This is a genomic window from Nannocystis sp. (assembly GCF_016714285.1).
GTDB lineage: Bacteria > Myxococcota_A > Polyangia > Nannocystales > Nannocystaceae > Nannocystis.
The window spans coordinates 49,979-66,539 of sequence record NZ_JADJNN010000021.1 but is presented as its reverse complement, the minus strand read 5'-3'; the positions used below and the strand labels follow the sequence as shown (position 1 = coordinate 66,539).

Sequence of the window (16,561 nt, the reverse complement as noted above, 5' to 3'; positions counted from 1 at the left end):
GCCTCCGCCGCCCGAAGATCACAGCGATTGTCCGCCGGCCAGAGACTTGTATCGCGGCCCGACATGCATCCCCGGTCCCTGCTCATCGTCGCCCCCCTGCTCCTCCTCGCCACCGCCTGCACGATCAACGGCGGCGACCCAGGCGACGAGCAGGGCGCAAGCGAGAGCACCGGCAGCCCCGACAGCGAGGGCCACAGCAGCGACCCCACCGCCGCCGTCACCACCACGGCGACCGACACCGCCGACACCGACAACCACCCGGTCGACGACCCCGACAACGACGGCTGTGTCCCGCAGGACGGCCCCGGCCTGCTCCTGCAAGGGCCGGTCGTCCGTGCCGGCACCGACACCGACGCCAGCACCGGCACCGATGCCACCACCGGCACCGACACCGATGCCACCACCGGCGGCGACACCGATGCCACCACCGGCGAGCAGCCCTGTGAACCACTCCCCGAGGAAAACCCCGTCCCCGCCGACATCAACTGCGATTGCGACGTGCCCGGCGAGCACCGCAGCTGCACCACGATCGACGACCTCCCCGGCACCCGCTTCTGCGACACCGGCAGCTGGGGCCCCTGCATCGCCGAGCCCGAGTGCTTCCCCGGCACCTACATCACCTGCTTCGTCTGCGACGAGACCTTCGGCACCTGGGTCAGCTGGTGTAACCTCGCGGGCGGCGTCCCCCACAGCAACGCCGACGAGGACTGCAGCACCCCGCTGGTGCTGAGCTTCGACGGCCGCCCGGTCGAGTACAGCAGCGACCACGCCGAGTTCGCGATGTCCGCGGGCGACCGCTGCGGCGCGCGCGACTGGCCGACCGCCGCGACCCCGTGGCTGGCGATCGACCTCGACCGCAACGGCAACATCGACGGCGGCCACGAGCTGTTCGGCACCGGCTCGCGCCTCGCCGGCCGCGTCGACAACGGCTTCGCCGCCCTCGCCGCCCTCGACGCCAACAGCGACGGCCAGATCTCCGCCAGCGACGACCGCTTCGCCGAGCTCGTCGTCTGGGCCGACCACGACAACGACCGCCGCTCCAACCTGTGGGAGCTGCAGCCGCTCACCAGCCACGGCGTCGTCGCCATCGACCTCGGCTTCGAGCTCCCCGCCAGCCGCTGCGACGCCCGCGGCAACTGCGAGGGCGAGCGCGCCAGCTTCATCTTCGAGGGCCCAGACGGCGCCCGCAGCTCCGGCGAGATCGTCGACATCCGCCTCGCCTGCCAGTGACCCGTGCACGTCGCCAGCACCAGCTCCGGCGAGATCGTCGATCTGCCAGTGACCTGTCCACGCTGCCCGTGGGACGGCGAGCGCGTCGACATCCGCCTCGCCCGCCAGTGACGCCCCGCGTCGCCCCGCTGTGGCACACTCACCGCCCGTGAGCCACCGCCAGGACATCGCCGCCGCCCGTCGCATCGTCATCAAGCTCGGCACCCACGTCATCACCCACCCCGAGTCCGGCCTCGCTCTCGGCCGCCTGTGCAGCATCGTCGAGGCCGTCGCCGCGCTGCATCGCCAGGGCCGCGAGATCGTGCTGGTCTCGAGCGGCGCCGTCGGCATGGGCCAGCGCGCCCTCGGCCTCGCCCGCCGCCCCGACTCACTCGGCCTGCGCCAGGCCTGCGCCGCCGTCGGCCAGGGCCAGCTCATGGCCCTCTACAGCCAGAACTTCGGTCAGCTCGGCGTCAAGGTGGCCCAGGTCCTGCTCACCCAGGAGGACCTCGGCGACCGCGACCGCGCCCTCTGCGTGCGCACCACCCTGACCCGCCTGCTCGAGCTCGGCGTCGTCCCGATCTTGAACGAGAACGACAGCGTCAGCGTGCGCGAGCTGATCGAGTACCGCCGCAACCAGGGCCAGGAGCCCGAGGCAGGCGCCCTCGAGTTCGGCGACAACGACGGCCTCTCCGCCCGCGTCGCTGTCGCCCTCGACGCCGACCTCCTGGTCCTGCTCACCGACGTCGACGGCCTGTTCACCGCCAACCCCCGCAACGACCCCAGCGCCGCCCGCATCCCCGAGCTCGCCGACATCGACGACGCCACCCTCGCCCGCGCCAACGGCAGCAACACCGGCGGCACCGGCGGCATGACCAGCAAGCTCGAGGCGGCCCGCCTCGCTAGCCGCGCCGGGCTCTCCGTCCTCATCACCAGCGGCCACCAACCCGGCGCCCTCGAGCTCGCCCTCACCGGCGCCGACATCGGCACCCTCATCGTCCCCCACGCCCGCCGCTCGCAGCACCGGCGCCAGATCGCCAGCGGCGCCCCCACCCGCGGCGCCCTCGTCGTCAACGACGGAGCCATCGCCGCGATCAGCGAGCGCAAGGCCTCGCTGCTCCCCGTCGGCCTCGTCCACGTCGACGGCGAATTCTCCCGCGGCGACATCGTCGAGATCCGCGACCCCTCCGGCCGCGTCCACGGCCGCGGCCTCGTCAACTACGACGCCAAGGACTGCCGCCTCCTCATCGGCCGCCACAGCGCCGACATCTCCCTCGCCCTCGGCTGGCGCGGCTACGACACGATCGTCACCCGCGACAACCTCGTGCTCTCCGAGCTGTGACTGGTGCCCCGCCGCCGCCTATCTGCGCACCCTCAACGACCAGCTCGTCCCATTGTTGGGCCGACCCTGATCCTCAGCTCAAGAATTCGCGATTCCCCTCAACCAATCTCTCATACTCGATCGCTACCTCCCGCAGCTCCCGCCGCGTGATCGTCAGCGCCACCCGCAGCGCGTCGAGCTTGCCCGCGCACGCCGTCGCCCGGGCCAGGTTCTCCAGCACCCCGAGCTGCCGCTGCAGCCCCGACGCCACCGTCCCGCACGCCGCGAGCAGCGCGACCACCCCGCAGGTCGTCGCCCACTGCCCGCCGATCGCCCCATTCGTCGCCGCCCCACCGGCCAGCAGCGTCGCCAGGGCCCCGGCGAAGATGCCGGTGTAGCCGAGCCACGCGTTCTGTCGCCGCAGCCGCCGCGCATGCCCCGTCGCGCAGGCCAGCTCGGCCTCGATCCGCCGCGCCAGGGCCCGCACCTGCTCGTCGTCGCCACCCACCATCACCGCCGGCATCCTAGCGGAGCGCTCACATCACCAGCAAGCCGGCCTTCTCGCGCGCCCCCCCCGCGGGCTACGCTCCCGCGCCGATGTCCACGATCCGCGCCCTCGCCCTCGCCGCCAAGGCCGCCAGCCGCGACCTCGCCGCGCTCCCCGGCCCCGCCCGCAGCGCCCTCCTGCGCGGCCTCGCGGCGGCCCTGCGCGAACCTGCCGAGCGTGAGCGCCTGCTCGCCGCCAACGCCCTGGACCTCGCCGCCGCCGCGACCGCCCACGCCCGCGGCGAGCTCGACACGGCCCGGTACAAGCGCCTCGGCCTCGACGCCAACAAGCTCGCCGGCGTCGCCCACGGCCTCGATCAACTCGCCGACGCCCCCGAGCTGCTCGGCCACCCTGACCTCCGCCGCGAGCTCGACACCGGCCTCATCCTCGAGCGCGTCCCCTGCCCGCTCGGCGTGCTCGGCGTCGTGTTCGAGGCGAGGCCCGACGCCGTCCCGCAGATCGGCGGCCTCGCGCTCAAGAGCGGCAACGCGGCCGTGCTCAAGGGCGGCCGCGAGGCGCTGCACAGCAACCGCGCCCTGGTCGCGCTGATCCACCGCGTGCTCGCCGATCACCACCTCGATCCCGCCTGCATCGCCCTGCTCGAGCAGCGCGAGGAGCTCACCGAGCTGCTGGCCCAGCGCGACCTCCTCGACCTCATCATCGCCCGCGGCAGCAAGGCCTTCGTCCACCACGTCCAGGCCAACACCCAGATCCCCGTGATGGGCCACGCCGAGGGCCTGTGTCACCTCTACCTCCACCGCGCGGCCGACCCGGCGATGGCCGCCGCGATCGCCGTCGACGCCAAGTGCAGCTACCCCGCCGCCTGCAACGCCATCGAGACCCTCCTGTGGGACCGCGACGCGACGCTCGCCCTCGACACCACCCTCGCCGCCCTGCGCTCCGCCGGCGTCGAGCTGCGCGGCTGCCCGGCGACCCGCGCCCGCCACCCCGACCTGCATCCTGCCAGCGCCGAAGATTGGGACAGCGAGTACGGCGCCCTGATCCTCGCCGTGCGTCAGGTCGACGACCTGGGCGACGCCCTCGCCCACATCGCCGCCCACGGCTCACGCCACACCGAAGCCATCGTCACAGAGGACGCCGCGATCGCCGAGCGCTTCCTCGCCATCGTCGACGCCGCCGACGTGTTTCACAACGCCAGCACCCGCTTCGCCGACGGCTACCGCTTCGGCCTCGGCGCCGAGGTCGGCATCTCCACCGGCAAGCTCCACGCCCGCGGCCCCGTCGGCGCCGCCGGCCTGCTCAGCTACCGCTGGCTGCTCCGCGGCCACGGCCAGGTCGCCAGCGACTACGGCCCCGGCAAGCGCGCCTTCATCCACCGCGACCTGTGACGCCCTCAGCGCTTCGGCGCCGCCCGACCACGGAGGTCGGCACCAGTGAACGCGTACGATACGGGTGGCGCCTCACATCGCCTCGACGCTGCCCGACCCGCTGATGTCCCGCGTGACCTCCTTCGGGCTCCCCGCATAGCGCACCGACCCGCTCCCGCTGATATGCGCCTCAACCCGCTCGCTCGCGTGGATCTTGACCGTCGAGCTACCCGAGATGCGCACCGTGACCCGCGCCGCCGCGAGCCCCGTCGCGTCGATGTCCCCCGACCCCGAGACCCGCAGCTCGAGATCGCCGACGGCCCCGGCGAGGTTCATGTCCCCCGACCCCGCGATCCTCGCCGCGAAGCGATCGCCCGCGACCCCGCGCGCCCGCAGGTCGCCCGAGCCCGCCACCTCCACGCCCAGCAGCGTCGGCGCCGAGATCCGCACCATGACCCCGGTCCTCGCGCTGTAGCTCTTCGTCGACGAGATGCGCAGCGCCCCCTCGACGGTCCGCGTCTCGATCAGCGGCACGATATTGTCATCCGCCTCGACCCGCACCCGCTGCGCCGCCCCGACGTCGATCTCGACCGTCGCCGCGCCCATCTGCTCGACCCACATGAACGGCTCCGGCGTCCGCTCCTCGACCGCCGCCACGCCCGATCCCTGCACCCCGGGCGACATATATTCGCAGCCCGACGAGACCCCAAACGCGACGATACACGCCAAACCGAAGCCTCGCATCCATCCACGATTCGTTTTCATAGCACCCCCGGGATGAACAACCAGCTGCGCCCACGCCACGCCGCAAACTCTGGATAACGCGCCAGCGACCTGTCCTTCCTGATCATGTTCGGCAGCCACATCCCGAACACCACCACCGCGAGCACCAGCATCGGCGCCCAGTGCATCCCGAGCAGGCAGAACGGCAGGTACACGAGGAACTCACCGAGGTAATTCGGGTTGCGGCAGCGCGCCCACAGCCCCTGCGTCAGCAGCGTCCCCGGCGCGAGCTGCAGGTGCATGTGCTTCTGCATGTCGCTGGCGAAGTGCAAGAAGATGCCGACGCCCCAGGTCGCCACGCACAGCCCGAGCAGCCACGGCGCCGCGTGCAGATCACGGCTCGTGATCAGGTACGGCGAGACCCAGTACAGCGTCAGCACGGCCCAGGTCGCCAGCCCCAGCGACCACGGCACCCGCCGCTCCCACTGCTTGTCCGGGAACACCCGACTCTTGGTGATCCACAGCGCCCCGTAGGTCCCATGCAGCGCGAGGTACACCCACGCCGTCTCGTTGTGCCACGCGTCGAAGTAGGCCATCAACGCCGCGATCGCCAGGGCATTGCTGCCCTTGTGCGTATCGATGAAGAACTTGTGGGGCAGCTGCACGCCGGACCTCCAGATCGCCCCCATCCTGCCACAGACGGGCCGCCCAGGGTGGCGTGCGTTACCGCGCGCCACGCCATGGCCCGGACGCCCGCGCGTGACGGCATCGTCGCTTGAGCCCGAAGCACACGCCAGTTAGCTTCCGCGCGACATGACCCTTGATCGTCCCCTGCTCCTCTCCCTCGCCCTCGGCGTCGCTGCCTGCGGCGACAACAGCACCGCCACCACCGCCGGCGACAGCACCACCGGCACGGCCTCTGGCACCACCGGCGACGCGACCACCAACGACCCCACGACCCCGCCCACCACCGGCACGCCCACCACCGGCGACACCAGCAGCAGCGCCGGCCCCACCAGCGACACCCCGGGCAGCACCACCGACGCCCCCGCGACCACCACCGGCGACAGCAGCACCGACGCGCTGACCAGCTCGACCGGCCCGATCACGGCCAGCACCGGGGTGATCGATGAGACCACGAGCAGCACCGGCAGCGATGCCAGCACCAGCGGCGACACCACCAGCAGCACCGGCGCCGACAGCAGCAGCACCGGCGACACCATGGGCGTCACCGACGACACCATCTACGAGATCCAGAACGGCACGATCAAGGAGAAGCAGCCCGTCGACGTCAAGGGCGTCATCGTCACCGGCATCTCGGCCACCAAGACCGGCATGTTCGTGCAGGAGAAGGACGGCGGCCAGTACAGCGGCGCCTGGGTCTACGTCGGCAAGATGGGCCCCAACATCATGGCCCTCGCGCTCGGCGACGAGGTCGACATCACCGGCAGCACCCTCGAGTTCAACGACCTCACCGAGATCGACGCCAGCCTCGGCACCGTCACCCCGACCGGCGTCAAGGGCGTGAAGATCGACCCCGCACCCGTCACCCTCAAGACCCTCGCCGACCCGATCACCGCCGAGCCGTGGGAGGCCGTGCATATCCGCGTCACCGCGGCACCGCTCACGATCACCCAGATCATCAACCTCGTCGAGTACAAGCTCACGAGCGCCGGCGAGGGCGTGGTCATCGACGACCTGCTCTACGCCTCGCTGATGGACAAGCTCTCGTTCCCGCAGATCGGCGTCGACGCCAGCTTCACCGCCGCGGCCGGCCCGCTGAACCAGTCGGTCGGCGTCTACAAGATCGCCCCGCGCATGCCCGCCGACCTCGAGGGCTACAAGCCGCCGCCAAACCCCAAGCTCGGCGTCGAGGACCTCAAGGCCGGCGATCTCGTGATCAGCGAGGTCATGTACAACCCCACCTGCAACAACGACGACTGCGAGTGGATCGAGGTCTACAACGCCAGCGCCCAGCCGATCGACCTGCTCGGCCTCATCATCCAGGACGACGCCCAGGACAAGAACAAGCAGGGCAAGGTCACCGTCTCCGCGATCGTCGACCCCGGCAAGTTCGCCGTCCTCGGCTACAAGACCATGGTCAGCTGGCCCTACCCGAACCCGCCGGCCGCGTTCTACGGCGCCAACCCGGCGCTCGGCAACGGCGGCGATCAGGTGTTCCTCAAGAACAGCACCATCACGATCGACGGCATGCCGGCCTGGGGCAACCAGGCCAACAACCAGGGCCACTCCTTCAAGCTCGACCCGAACAAGCTCAACGCCGTCGACAACGACGTCCTCGCCAACTGGTGCTACTCGTCGGTCATCTTCTACATGAACACCGAGTGGGGCAGCCCCGGCGCCGCCAACGAGCTCGCCTGCGCGGTGCTCTGAGCCCTGCACCCGGATCGGGCGGCTCCGGGCTCGCCCAATCGCGATCGCGGGCGCGCGAAAACTCCGCGCCCCTGCGACTACCCCCGCGCCCGTGCCCGCTGATACAGTCCCGGTCATGCCCCGGCCTGGCCTCTGCTTCACCGCCCTCGCCCTCGTCATCGGCCTCCTCGGGGCCTGCGGAGGCGAGGGCGGCGGCAGCGGCGACGAAACCACCGTCTGCTATGATTGCGGCGAGTGTGGAATCCAGGCGCCGGTCGATCCTGGCACCATTTTCATCGCCGATATCGGCGTCGACAGCAAAGACGACGCCGCGATCAAACTTCAGCTCCAGGAGGGCAATTGCCCGGGCGCCGACCAGATCGACTTTCGCGTCATCTACGCCGCCGGCGCGGTCACCGTCGTCCCCGAGCCAGCCGACGATCCGATCGACGTTTCCAACGTCACCTACAACAACAGTCTCTACACCTGGAACGACCGCGACCTCACGCTGGCAACTCCGGGCGCGGGCCTCACGGTCGAGCTCACCTTCACCGATATGGGTGCAGCTCTGAAGGTGGCTTGCACCGGCGTCAATCGCGAGATCAAGTGCACGCCGCTCTGATGATCACTGCACCCGGATCGGGTTGGTGATCAGCCACAGATACTCGCCGTCTGCCAGCGTAGCCTCCGTGCCCAGCGCGGCGCGCAGGTGCTGCGGGCGGACATACACCTCGACGTGGTACGCCCCCGGCTCGGCGCCGACTCGCTCGAGCGTCGCGCCGAGGCCCACGATCTCGTCGACCTTCACGCTGCCGTCGGCGTCCGTGCGCCACAGCTCGCTGCGGATCTCCGCCTTGTCGGCCTCGGCCGCGCTCCACTGCGCCCCGGCGAGCGCGAGCGGCCGCAGCGGCGCGCGCAGCTCGAGCGTCACCGGACCCGGCGCCGTGTCGCCGATCCACAGCAGCACATCGTCCGCCGCGTGGCCGACGAAGCGCAGCCCCTCCGGCTCGCCGAACACCGAGAAGAGCCCGTAGTTGTGACCGGCCCGCAGCGCGTCCTGCAGCTGCGCCAGCGTCACCGGCCCGGCCTCCGTGAGCACGCGGTTCTCGAGCCAGCGCAGGATGCGAGCGAAGCTGTCGAGCCGCCCTCCGTCGGACATGTCGATCGTGCCGCCGGTCACCAGCCCGGCCAGCGCCTCCGGCAACACCGCCTGCGCCGCGGCCACGCAGGCCGTCTGCAGCACAGGGTTCGGGTTGTCGCAGATCGGCGCGACCGCCACATTCTGATGCACATCGGAGCCGAGGATCCCCGTCACCGCGCGACTGCGCTGGACCTCTCGCCACTTCTTGAACCCCTCGACCGGCCAGCTCGGCAGCAGACGCAGATACACCAGATCCGGGTGGGCCCCGCTCTTGCTCCCGGCCATGAAGGGCAACAGCCCTTGCAGCAGCTCGAGCAGCTGCGCCGGGTCAGCGCTGATGCTGTCGCCGCCGAGCACAGTCTTGAAATTTCCGTGCGGGTTGTACCACTCCATCGCGTCGAGCCCGACCTCGACGATGCGCGCCGCCGACAGGTCGTCCTCCTCGCTGTGGGCCATCGCCACCACCGCGCCGCCAGCCTTGAGCCCCTCCACCAGCGCCTTCGCCTCCGCCTCCGGCACCGCGTCCGTCAGCCCCCCGTACAGCTTGGCGTCGACGTGGTGGTGCAGCCCCAGCGGCATCGTATGGGTCGACTCGTAGCCAGCCGCCAGCAGCACCCGCCGGTCGTCGGGGCAGCGCAGGCGGTTCGCCACCGCCATGTCGCGCGTCATCACCAGCTCGTCGCCGTCGGCCTCGCTGTACAGCAGCACCTGCTCGAAGGGGTGCTCCTGCATGTGCGCCGGATGGTCCGTGAACAGCGCGAAGTCGAGGCCCGTGTCGCACAGCGCGGCGCGCAGGTCGGCGAGGCAGCCCGGGTTCGGCACGCCGTCCATCAGGCCCGCGCCGTCGCAGGCGTCGTGCGAGTACGGCGAGTGCAGATGCATGATCCCGCGGCGCACCGTCCACGGATCGGGCTCCTGCGGGGCGCCAGTGCTGGCCTCCCCGCCGCTGCTCGCAGCCTCCCCGCTGGTACTGGCGCTCGCCGATCCGCCGCCCTCCGATGCATCGCCGGTGGTCGGCGTGATCGCGGTCGTGCCCGGCTCGCCCGTCGATGGACCCCCGGCTGACGTCGCCGTCGCATCGCTCCCGCCGCCGACCGTCGCGGTGCCCACCGACTCGGCCCCGCAGGCGAACAGCAGCGTGCAGACGAGGATCCCCGGGGCCATGTGCATGTTCGCGCCATACCTCGCAGCGCCCCCGGCACACAAGGGTCCGGCGACCCCAGCAGATCATGCGGCCCGGCCTCACGGGTCCAGGGCCGCGCTTGCCCGCGCGCGCCAAAGCGTGGGAGTCTCCGGCCGATGTCGCTGCCCGAGCTGATCGCCGAGCTGGCGCGACCCGAGGCGCTCGGCCACCCACCGGGCACCCCCGTCGAGGTCGTGCAGACCCACATCTCGGTGGTGTTCCTGGTCGGCGACGAGGTCTTCAAGCTCAAGAAACCGCGCAGCCTCGAGTTCCTCGACTACTCCACCCTCGAGCGCCGCCGCCACTTCTGCGCCCTCGAGGTCCAGCTCAACCGCCGCCTCGCCCCCGAGGTCTACCTCGGGGTGGTTGAGATCCGCCGCGACGCCGCCGGCCAGCTGCGCGTCGAGGGCCCCGGCGAGGTCGTCGACGTCGCCGTGCACATGCGCCGCATGCCCGACGCCGCCACCCTCGCCAGCCGCCTCGCCAACCCACTCGCCAGCCGCCCGGTCGACGCCGCCCTGCTGCGGCGCATCGGCGGCAAGGTGCAGGGCTTCCATCGCGCCGCCCGCCGCGGCCCCGAGGTCTCCGCCTTCGCCACCTTCAACGCCGTCGCCGCCAACGCCCGCCAGAACTTCGCCCAGCTCGCCGGCCTCGCCGCGATCGACGAGCGCCTGCTCACCACCCTCGAGCGTTGCACCGAGGAGGCCCTGACCCGCCACCACGATCTGATCGAGGCCCGCGCGCGCCGCCAGGTCGCCTGCGACACCCACGGCGACCTCCGCCTCGAGCACCTCTACGTCTTCCCCGAGCGCCCCCCACCGCGCGACCTGGTGATCCTCGATTGCATCGAGTTCTCCGATCAGTTCCGCTGCGCCGACCCGATCGCCGACCTCGCGTTCCTCGTCATGGACCTCCGCCGCGTCGACCACCCCGAGCTCGCCGCGGCCCTGCTCACCGGCTACTTCAACGCCTACGACGCCCCCCTCGCCGCCCTCCCCGACGGCGTCGACGCGGCGGCCGAACGCGCCGAGAGCCGCGCCCTGCTCCCGCTCTACGTCGCCTACCGCGCGACCGTCCGAGGCAAGGTCGAGGCCTTCAAGGCCGCCGAACCCGAGGTCCCGCCCGCCGCCGCCGCAGCCGCTCACCTCGCCGCCCAGCGCTACCTCCTCCTCGCCCTCCACGAGCTGCAACCACCGGCCCTGCGCCCCTGCCTCGTGCTCGTCGCCGGCCTCCCCGGCACCGGCAAGAGCACCCTCGCCCGCGCCCTCGCGGCCGAGGGCTTTCGCTGGGTCCGCTCCGACGCCGTCCGCAAGCAGCTCGCCGGCCTCGCGCCCGAGACCCCGACCCGCGCCGCCCCCGACACCGGCCTCTACACCCCCGCCTGGACCCTCCGCACCTACCAGCGCTGCCTCGACCTCACCCGCGCCGCGCTGCTGGCCGGCGAGCGCGTGGTGGTCGACGCCAACTTCCGCCAGGCCAGCCAGCGCGCCCCCTTCGTCGCCCTCGCGCGCGAGCTCGGCGTCCCGCTGCAGATCTTCGTCTGCGAGGCCGATCCCACCGTGGTCGAGGACCGCCTGTCCCGCAGGACAGGTGACGCCTCCGACGCCGACGTCGCGATCTACCGCGCCGCCCGGGCCGCGTGGGAGCCCGTCGCCCTCGAGCAGGGCGCCACCGTCATCGACACCACCGGAGCCCCGGACGCCGCCGCCGGCGCTGTCCTGCACGCGCTCGCCCGCCGCGACCTCGCGTGACTTGCCGTGATGACGACCCGATTGGCCGTCACGGCCAGCAGCGCGGTGAACATGCGCAGCGCGGCGGGCCGACTGGCGACGTGCGCATCATCATTCGTGGCGCTCACGGGGGCTCTTCCTCACACCCAGACAGGCGCGATTGTGTCCGGTTTCGCGCTACGACGCGGGTCCAATGGGATTCTTCGACAAGGTAAAGAAGTTCGTCGGCGGCAAGAACACCGCGACGGTTGCGATCACATCCATCAACGGGATGGCGCCGACGAGCGCCGTGATCGCCATCAGCGATGGCACCGTCCGCGGCAGCATGATGGTCACAGCACAGCAGGACTGCACGATGCTGGCGATGAAGTACGACGTCCTCCTGCGCACGCAGGGCGCCGAGGGTCAGTGGAGTGATATCTCCGTCGGCTCCGGCAAGGACGTCGCGCGTCACTCGATGACGACGGGTCAGGTGTTCACCCAGGACTGGGTGATCAACGGCGTCGACGTCGAGACTTACCTGCGTAACCAGAGTTACGACGACATGGGCGCGGTCGTGGGCCACCCGAAGATCAAACTGGTTGTGTGCTGTACCGCCGACGTCGAGGGTTCGCCCTTCGATCCGAACGCCGAGACCGAGGTGCGCATCGGGCCGTCGATCGCCGGTCCCTGCAAGATCGAGACGACTGTCGTCGAGGGTCAGCCCGCGGCGAGCGCCTCGTTCCCGGTCACCGATAGCGTCTTCAAGGGCACCGTCGTGGTCACCGCCAAGGCGCCGTGTGTGCTCGCAGCGACCCGCTACGAGCTCTGCCTCGAGCTGCAGACCCCGAACGGTCCGGCCGACATCGTCGTCGCGCAGGACCAGCATCCGGAGATCAAGTCGAACGCGGGCGGCCTCCTCGGCATGCGCGTCAGCTTCGGCGGCACGAACATTACCTTCCCCCATCGCATGGCGAAGGGCGACAAGGCGACCCAGACCTGGATGGTCAGCGACGTCGACATCGCCGCGAAGCTGGCCGAGCACGGCTATGCCGATCCCCACGCCGCCGTGCGCGATCCCAACGTGAAGCTCGTCGTGAAGTCCTACGCCGACGTCGAGAACGCCGGCGTCTCGACCGGCCGCACCGTGGTCGCCATGACCTGACGCTGCGTTCTGGTTCGACACCGTGGGCACTCCAGCTCGCACTCGTCGTATTCGGATTCGCAGTCGGCGCGCCCCCAGGCCGCGCCGCCCTCATGGTATCGCTCAACCATGACGCCCGCCCCGCGCATCACCACCGAGCTCCGTGATCACGTCTTGCATGTCGGCCTCGACCGCGCCGACAAGCGCAACGCCTTCGACCTCGCCATGCTTGGCGGCCTCGCCGAGGCCCTGACCCGCGGCGACGACGACCCGGAGGTCCGCTGCTGCCTCGTGTTCGGCCACGGCGATCACTTCACCGCCGGCCTCGACCTCGCCGAGGTCGGCCCCGCCGTCGCCGGCGGCGCGCCGCTGTTCCCAGACGGCGCCGTCGATCCGCTCGGCCTGTTCGGCCGCGTCCGCAGCAAGCCGCTGGTGATCGCGGTGCAGGGTTATTGCCTCACCATCGGCATCGAGCTCGCCCTCGCCGCCGACATCCGCGTCGCCGCCAGCGACACCCGCTTCGGCCAGATCGAGATCAAGCGCGGCATCTTCCCCTTCGGCGGCGCGACCCTGCGGATGCCCACCCAGCTCGGCTGGGGCAACGCGATGCGCTACCTCCTCACCGGCGACACCTTCGACGCCGCCGAGGCGCTGCGGATCGGCCTGGTCCAGGAGCTCTGCCCGCCCGGCCAGCAGCGCGAGCGCGCCGCGACCATCGCCGCGACCATCGCCCGCCAGGCCCCGCTCGGCGTGCAGGCCACCCTCCGCTCCGCCCGCGCAGCGGTCGAGCACGGCCTGCCCGCCGCCCGCGAGCCGCTGCTGGCCGACGCCCGCGCCATCATGGCCAGCGACGACGCCCGCGAGGGCCTCATGTCCTTCATCGAGCGCCGCGAGGCTCGCTTCACCGGCCGCTGAGCTGCGCCCGCCGAGCGTGTCGGCGCCTCAATTGGGCCCGTCCTGCTCACGCGTGCCAAACAGGCGAAAACGAGGGATCGGCGGCCGTTTGGGCGCCGCCTGGACCTGCGTCGTCGGCTCCGGATCCGCGTCGTCGGCGAACGAGATCGTCTGCGCTGCCCCTCCCGCACGGACCGCGTCATCGGCCGCGACCGCCGTGTCCTCCACCGCAACCTCCGGGTCCTCCGCCGCGACCGCCATGTTCTCCGCCGCAACCTCCGCGTCCTCGGCCCTGCCCGACAACTCGGGCGACCGGGTTTCGACCCCCGGACGACCACAGCCGATCGTCATGACGGTGAGCAGCAACATGCGTGTCGGGCGTGCGAATGACATGCGAGGACCTCCTGGGCGCTGGCTGCAACGAACGAGCAGCGCCGCCGGTTCGCGCCACGCGAGCGATCGCGTCACCACCCAGCGATGGCACCGGACCAAAGCACCGCCCGGCTCGCGCACTCGCGCCAGGCCCTTTGATACCGTGGCGAACGCCCATGCGATCGCCCGCACCCGTCCTCCTCCTGCTCGCCGCGTCCCAGCTCGCCTGCTTCGCCGACGGCGGCACGGACAGCGCGGCCACCTCGCTCGCCAGCACCACCACGGGCAGCACCACCGTCGGCGACCCCAGCACCGGCGACTCGCCCACGGCGACCACCCAGAGCTCCGCGCCCGCCACTGATACCGGCACGAGCGACACCCCGACCAGCGACCCCGTCACCACCGACAGCCCGAGCACCGGCGCCGCCAACAATTGCGAGGTCGCCCCCGAGTGTGAGGCCGGCGCCGTCGAGGACAGCGAGCTGTGTGACAGCTGCGGCGTCCTGCGCCGCACCTGCCAGCCCGACTGCACCTGGTCGGCCCAGACCTGCCAGGAGAACCTCGACAGCTGCGCCTTCTGGCTGCTGCCGCAGGGTGACATCGCCTGGAAGCGCTTCCCCGTCGACCCGCAGGCGCCGTTCGCCCCCAAGGAGACGGTGCTCGCGTCGATCGCCCTCGCCCCGCAGAAGCAGATCTACGTCGTCACTGCCAGCAGCTACCACGTCCTCTCGACCACCGACCAGACCTGGATCGCCGCCGGCGCCCGCGACACCATCTTCCCCGAACTCTCGGGCCTGGAGCTGTTCCACGCGATCGGCATCGCGAACGAGCCCCCCGACACGCTCGTCATCGCGGTCGCCGGCACCAACGCCTACAACTACACCTTCATCGCCGCCCAGAACCAGTTCGAGTACAAGGGTAGCGTCGCCTGCTGCGGCGACGACTGGATGGGCCCCAACGCGCCACCCACCCCCTACGCCGTGCGCGACGGCTGGAGCCGCATCGGCGACCCCGACGGCTGGATCACCAGCAACCCCCAGGAGCTTTGCGGCCTCGACATGCCCACCGATGTCTACGGCTACACCATCTCGATCGGCGACGGCTTCGTATACCCGCAAGACGTCGGCTATTGCTCCGACTTCTACACGCCCGTCCCCTACGCACAATTCGGACCCTTCGGCTACCCCGGCGCCCCGGCCAACAACCTCATCGGCGGCGCCTCCTGGGTCGACGGCGTCTACATCTTCCGCGGCGAGTGATTCACGGCACCACCATCTCGACAAATCGGTGGGCCCCGTACACCGCCGCCCGCACCCGCTCGAGCTCGCTAAACATCTCCCACGCGTCCTGCGCCCGCTGCAGCGGGCTTTGCCGCGTCAGGTAGCGGATGAAGCGCTGCAAGCGATCGTCGACCGCCCCCGGCATCGCCCCGCTGGCCATATCACCCCCGCACAGATACAGCATACAGCGCCCGACGGAGTACAGATCCGCCGCCGGCAGCGGCGCTTTTTTCTCGGCCACCTCGGGCGCGCTGAAATCAGGGTTGTACACGCGAAAGCCCTGGTGCGTGCGCGCCGGCTCGATCACGCAATAACACCAGTCTATCAACGACACGTGATGATCACGCGGCCGCACGATGATATGCGCCGGCTCGATGTTGGCGTGCAACACACCGAGCTTGTGCGCGTGCCCGACCACGCTGAGCAATCGCCGCCCGATCCAGATCACGTGCTCCGGCGGCACGCCCTCCGGGAAGCGCCCGCGCAGCGCCTCGCCGTCGAATCCATCGATCCACCCCAGCACCACCCCGGCCTGCCCCTCGCCCCCGTGAAACAGATCGAGCAGCTCCGGCAGCTGCCCGCGCTGACGCCCATCGCCCTGCTGCAGCAGGCGCAGCGCCTGGATCTCGGCGAGGATGAAGCTGTTGTCGGCGCGATCGATCGCCAGCTTCGCCGCCACCTCCGCGCCGACCCGCGCCCCCGCCGTGCAGCGACCGCGGAAGATCGTCGCCAGGTCCCCGATCCCGACCTGCGCCTCGAGGCGATAACGGTTCGCCCCCGCGACCAGCTCGAAGCCCGCCGACTCGAAGCCCGCCGGCTCGCCCACCCGCACCGGCTCCGACGCGCGCCACTGCGGCGGCGGATCTTCAGGCGGCGTCACCTCGGCCGGCAACACAACCTCGGCCGGCACCACCCCCTCGGCCGTCCCCGCATCCAGGGCGGCGATCGCTGTTTGGTACAGCTCGCCGAGCCGCGCGACGATCTCCCGCGCCAGGTCCTGCGCCGGCGGGTTGCCCATGAAGCGCTCCGGGTTGGCCAGCGACTCGAGGCGGCGGTGCTCGCCCGCCAGCGCCAGCCGCTGCGCGTCGCCCTGCAGCGACCGGTCGCGCAGCGCCATGAACACGTCCCACGGGTCGCTGGCATCCGTCAGCAGCTTGTTCAGGCGCCGGAGCTCATCGAGGCGCATGGTCGGCGATCTCCAGCCGCGTCCAGGCGGACGCGAGGCGTGAGCTTAGCGGCCCCGCGTTTCTCGCGTCAACCGTGGACCCCAAACCAGCCCGCGCGGCCGCGGCCCGTATGCGCAGGCCGGACACGCAGGCGTTGACGCCTCTGCGCGC

General features: G+C 71.2%; 15 protein-coding genes. 9 read left to right on the top strand and 6 right to left on the bottom strand.

Features of this window, described 5'->3' with window-relative positions:
• Positions 1 to 63 precede the first annotated feature (63 nt).
• Both IPJ59_RS28180 and proB read left to right on the top strand, forming a co-directional pair.
• Complete coding sequence (locus IPJ59_RS28180) at positions 64 to 1,230, top strand: calcium-binding protein (protein ID WP_293274097.1); 1,167 nt, start codon at positions 64 to 66, stop codon at positions 1,228 to 1,230.
• Between the two features lie 148 nt (positions 1,231 to 1,378).
• Complete coding sequence (gene proB, locus IPJ59_RS28175; protein ID WP_293274096.1) at positions 1,379 to 2,551, top strand: glutamate 5-kinase; 1,173 nt, start codon at positions 1,379 to 1,381, stop codon at positions 2,549 to 2,551.
• A 73-nt stretch (positions 2,552 to 2,624) separates the two neighbouring features.
• Here proB and IPJ59_RS28170 read toward each other — a convergent pair whose 3' ends face one another.
• Positions 2,625 to 3,044 (bottom strand): hypothetical protein, encoded by a 420-nt coding sequence (locus tag IPJ59_RS28170; protein ID WP_293274095.1) that lies wholly within the window; start codon positions 3,042 to 3,044, stop codon positions 2,625 to 2,627.
• A gap of 83 nt (positions 3,045 to 3,127) precedes the next feature.
• Here IPJ59_RS28170 and IPJ59_RS28165 point away from each other — a divergent pair, with 83 nt between their 5' ends.
• The gene (locus IPJ59_RS28165; RefSeq protein WP_293274094.1) at positions 3,128 to 4,426 is read left to right on the top strand and encodes a glutamate-5-semialdehyde dehydrogenase; all 1,299 of its coding nucleotides are present in this window, start codon (positions 3,128 to 3,130) and stop codon (positions 4,424 to 4,426) included.
• A gap of 72 nt (positions 4,427 to 4,498) precedes the next feature.
• Here the strand turns inward: IPJ59_RS28165 and IPJ59_RS28160 are convergent, their stop codons facing one another.
• A complete protein-coding gene (locus IPJ59_RS28160) occupies positions 4,499 to 5,077 on the bottom strand; it encodes a head GIN domain-containing protein (protein WP_293261577.1) in 579 nt (192 codons plus the stop codon).
• 89 nt (positions 5,078 to 5,166) lie between these two features.
• Positions 5,167 to 5,793, bottom strand: coding sequence for a methyltransferase family protein (locus IPJ59_RS28155; protein WP_293261579.1), 627 nt, complete (start codon positions 5,791 to 5,793; stop codon positions 5,167 to 5,169).
• Between the two features lie 148 nt (positions 5,794 to 5,941).
• Between IPJ59_RS28155 and IPJ59_RS28150 the strand changes: the two genes are divergently transcribed.
• Both IPJ59_RS28150 and IPJ59_RS28145 read left to right on the top strand, forming a co-directional pair.
• Positions 5,942 to 7,522, top strand: coding sequence for a lamin tail domain-containing protein (locus tag IPJ59_RS28150; RefSeq protein WP_293274093.1), 1,581 nt, complete (start codon positions 5,942 to 5,944; stop codon positions 7,520 to 7,522).
• Positions 7,523 to 7,637: 115 nt separating this feature from the next.
• A complete protein-coding gene (locus IPJ59_RS28145) occupies positions 7,638 to 8,123 on the top strand; it encodes a hypothetical protein (protein ID WP_293274092.1) in 486 nt (161 codons plus the stop codon).
• 3 nt (positions 8,124 to 8,126) lie between these two features.
• Here IPJ59_RS28145 and IPJ59_RS28140 read toward each other — a convergent pair whose 3' ends face one another.
• On the bottom strand, positions 8,127 to 9,812 hold the full coding sequence (locus IPJ59_RS28140) for a hypothetical protein (protein WP_293274091.1): 1,686 nt from the start codon (positions 9,810 to 9,812) through the stop codon (positions 8,127 to 8,129).
• Between the two features lie 129 nt (positions 9,813 to 9,941).
• Between IPJ59_RS28140 and IPJ59_RS28135 the strand changes: the two genes are divergently transcribed.
• The 3 genes from IPJ59_RS28135 (at position 9,942) to IPJ59_RS28125 (ending at position 13,593) form a co-directional block, all read left to right on the top strand.
• Entirely contained in the window at positions 9,942 to 11,576 is a 1,635-nt protein-coding gene (locus tag IPJ59_RS28135) for a bifunctional aminoglycoside phosphotransferase/ATP-binding protein (RefSeq protein WP_293261591.1), read from the top strand.
• A gap of 172 nt (positions 11,577 to 11,748) precedes the next feature.
• Positions 11,749 to 12,699, top strand: coding sequence for a hypothetical protein (locus IPJ59_RS28130; protein ID WP_293274090.1), 951 nt, complete (start codon positions 11,749 to 11,751; stop codon positions 12,697 to 12,699).
• Between the two features lie 108 nt (positions 12,700 to 12,807).
• Entirely contained in the window at positions 12,808 to 13,593 is a 786-nt protein-coding gene (locus tag IPJ59_RS28125; RefSeq protein ID WP_293261597.1) for a crotonase/enoyl-CoA hydratase family protein, read from the top strand.
• A gap of 27 nt (positions 13,594 to 13,620) precedes the next feature.
• Here the strand turns inward: IPJ59_RS28125 and IPJ59_RS28120 are convergent, their stop codons facing one another.
• Entirely contained in the window at positions 13,621 to 13,941 is a 321-nt protein-coding gene (locus tag IPJ59_RS28120) for a hypothetical protein (RefSeq protein WP_293261600.1), read from the bottom strand.
• Between the two features lie 179 nt (positions 13,942 to 14,120).
• Between IPJ59_RS28120 and IPJ59_RS28115 the strand changes: the two genes are divergently transcribed.
• Positions 14,121 to 15,203 (top strand): hypothetical protein, encoded by a 1,083-nt coding sequence (locus IPJ59_RS28115; protein ID WP_293274089.1) that lies wholly within the window; start codon positions 14,121 to 14,123, stop codon positions 15,201 to 15,203.
• 1 nt (position 15,204) lies between these two features.
• Here the strand turns inward: IPJ59_RS28115 and IPJ59_RS28110 are convergent, their stop codons facing one another.
• On the bottom strand, positions 15,205 to 16,410 hold the full coding sequence (locus tag IPJ59_RS28110; protein WP_293274088.1) for a protein kinase domain-containing protein: 1,206 nt from the start codon (positions 16,408 to 16,410) through the stop codon (positions 15,205 to 15,207).
• Positions 16,411 to 16,561 lie beyond the last annotated feature (151 nt).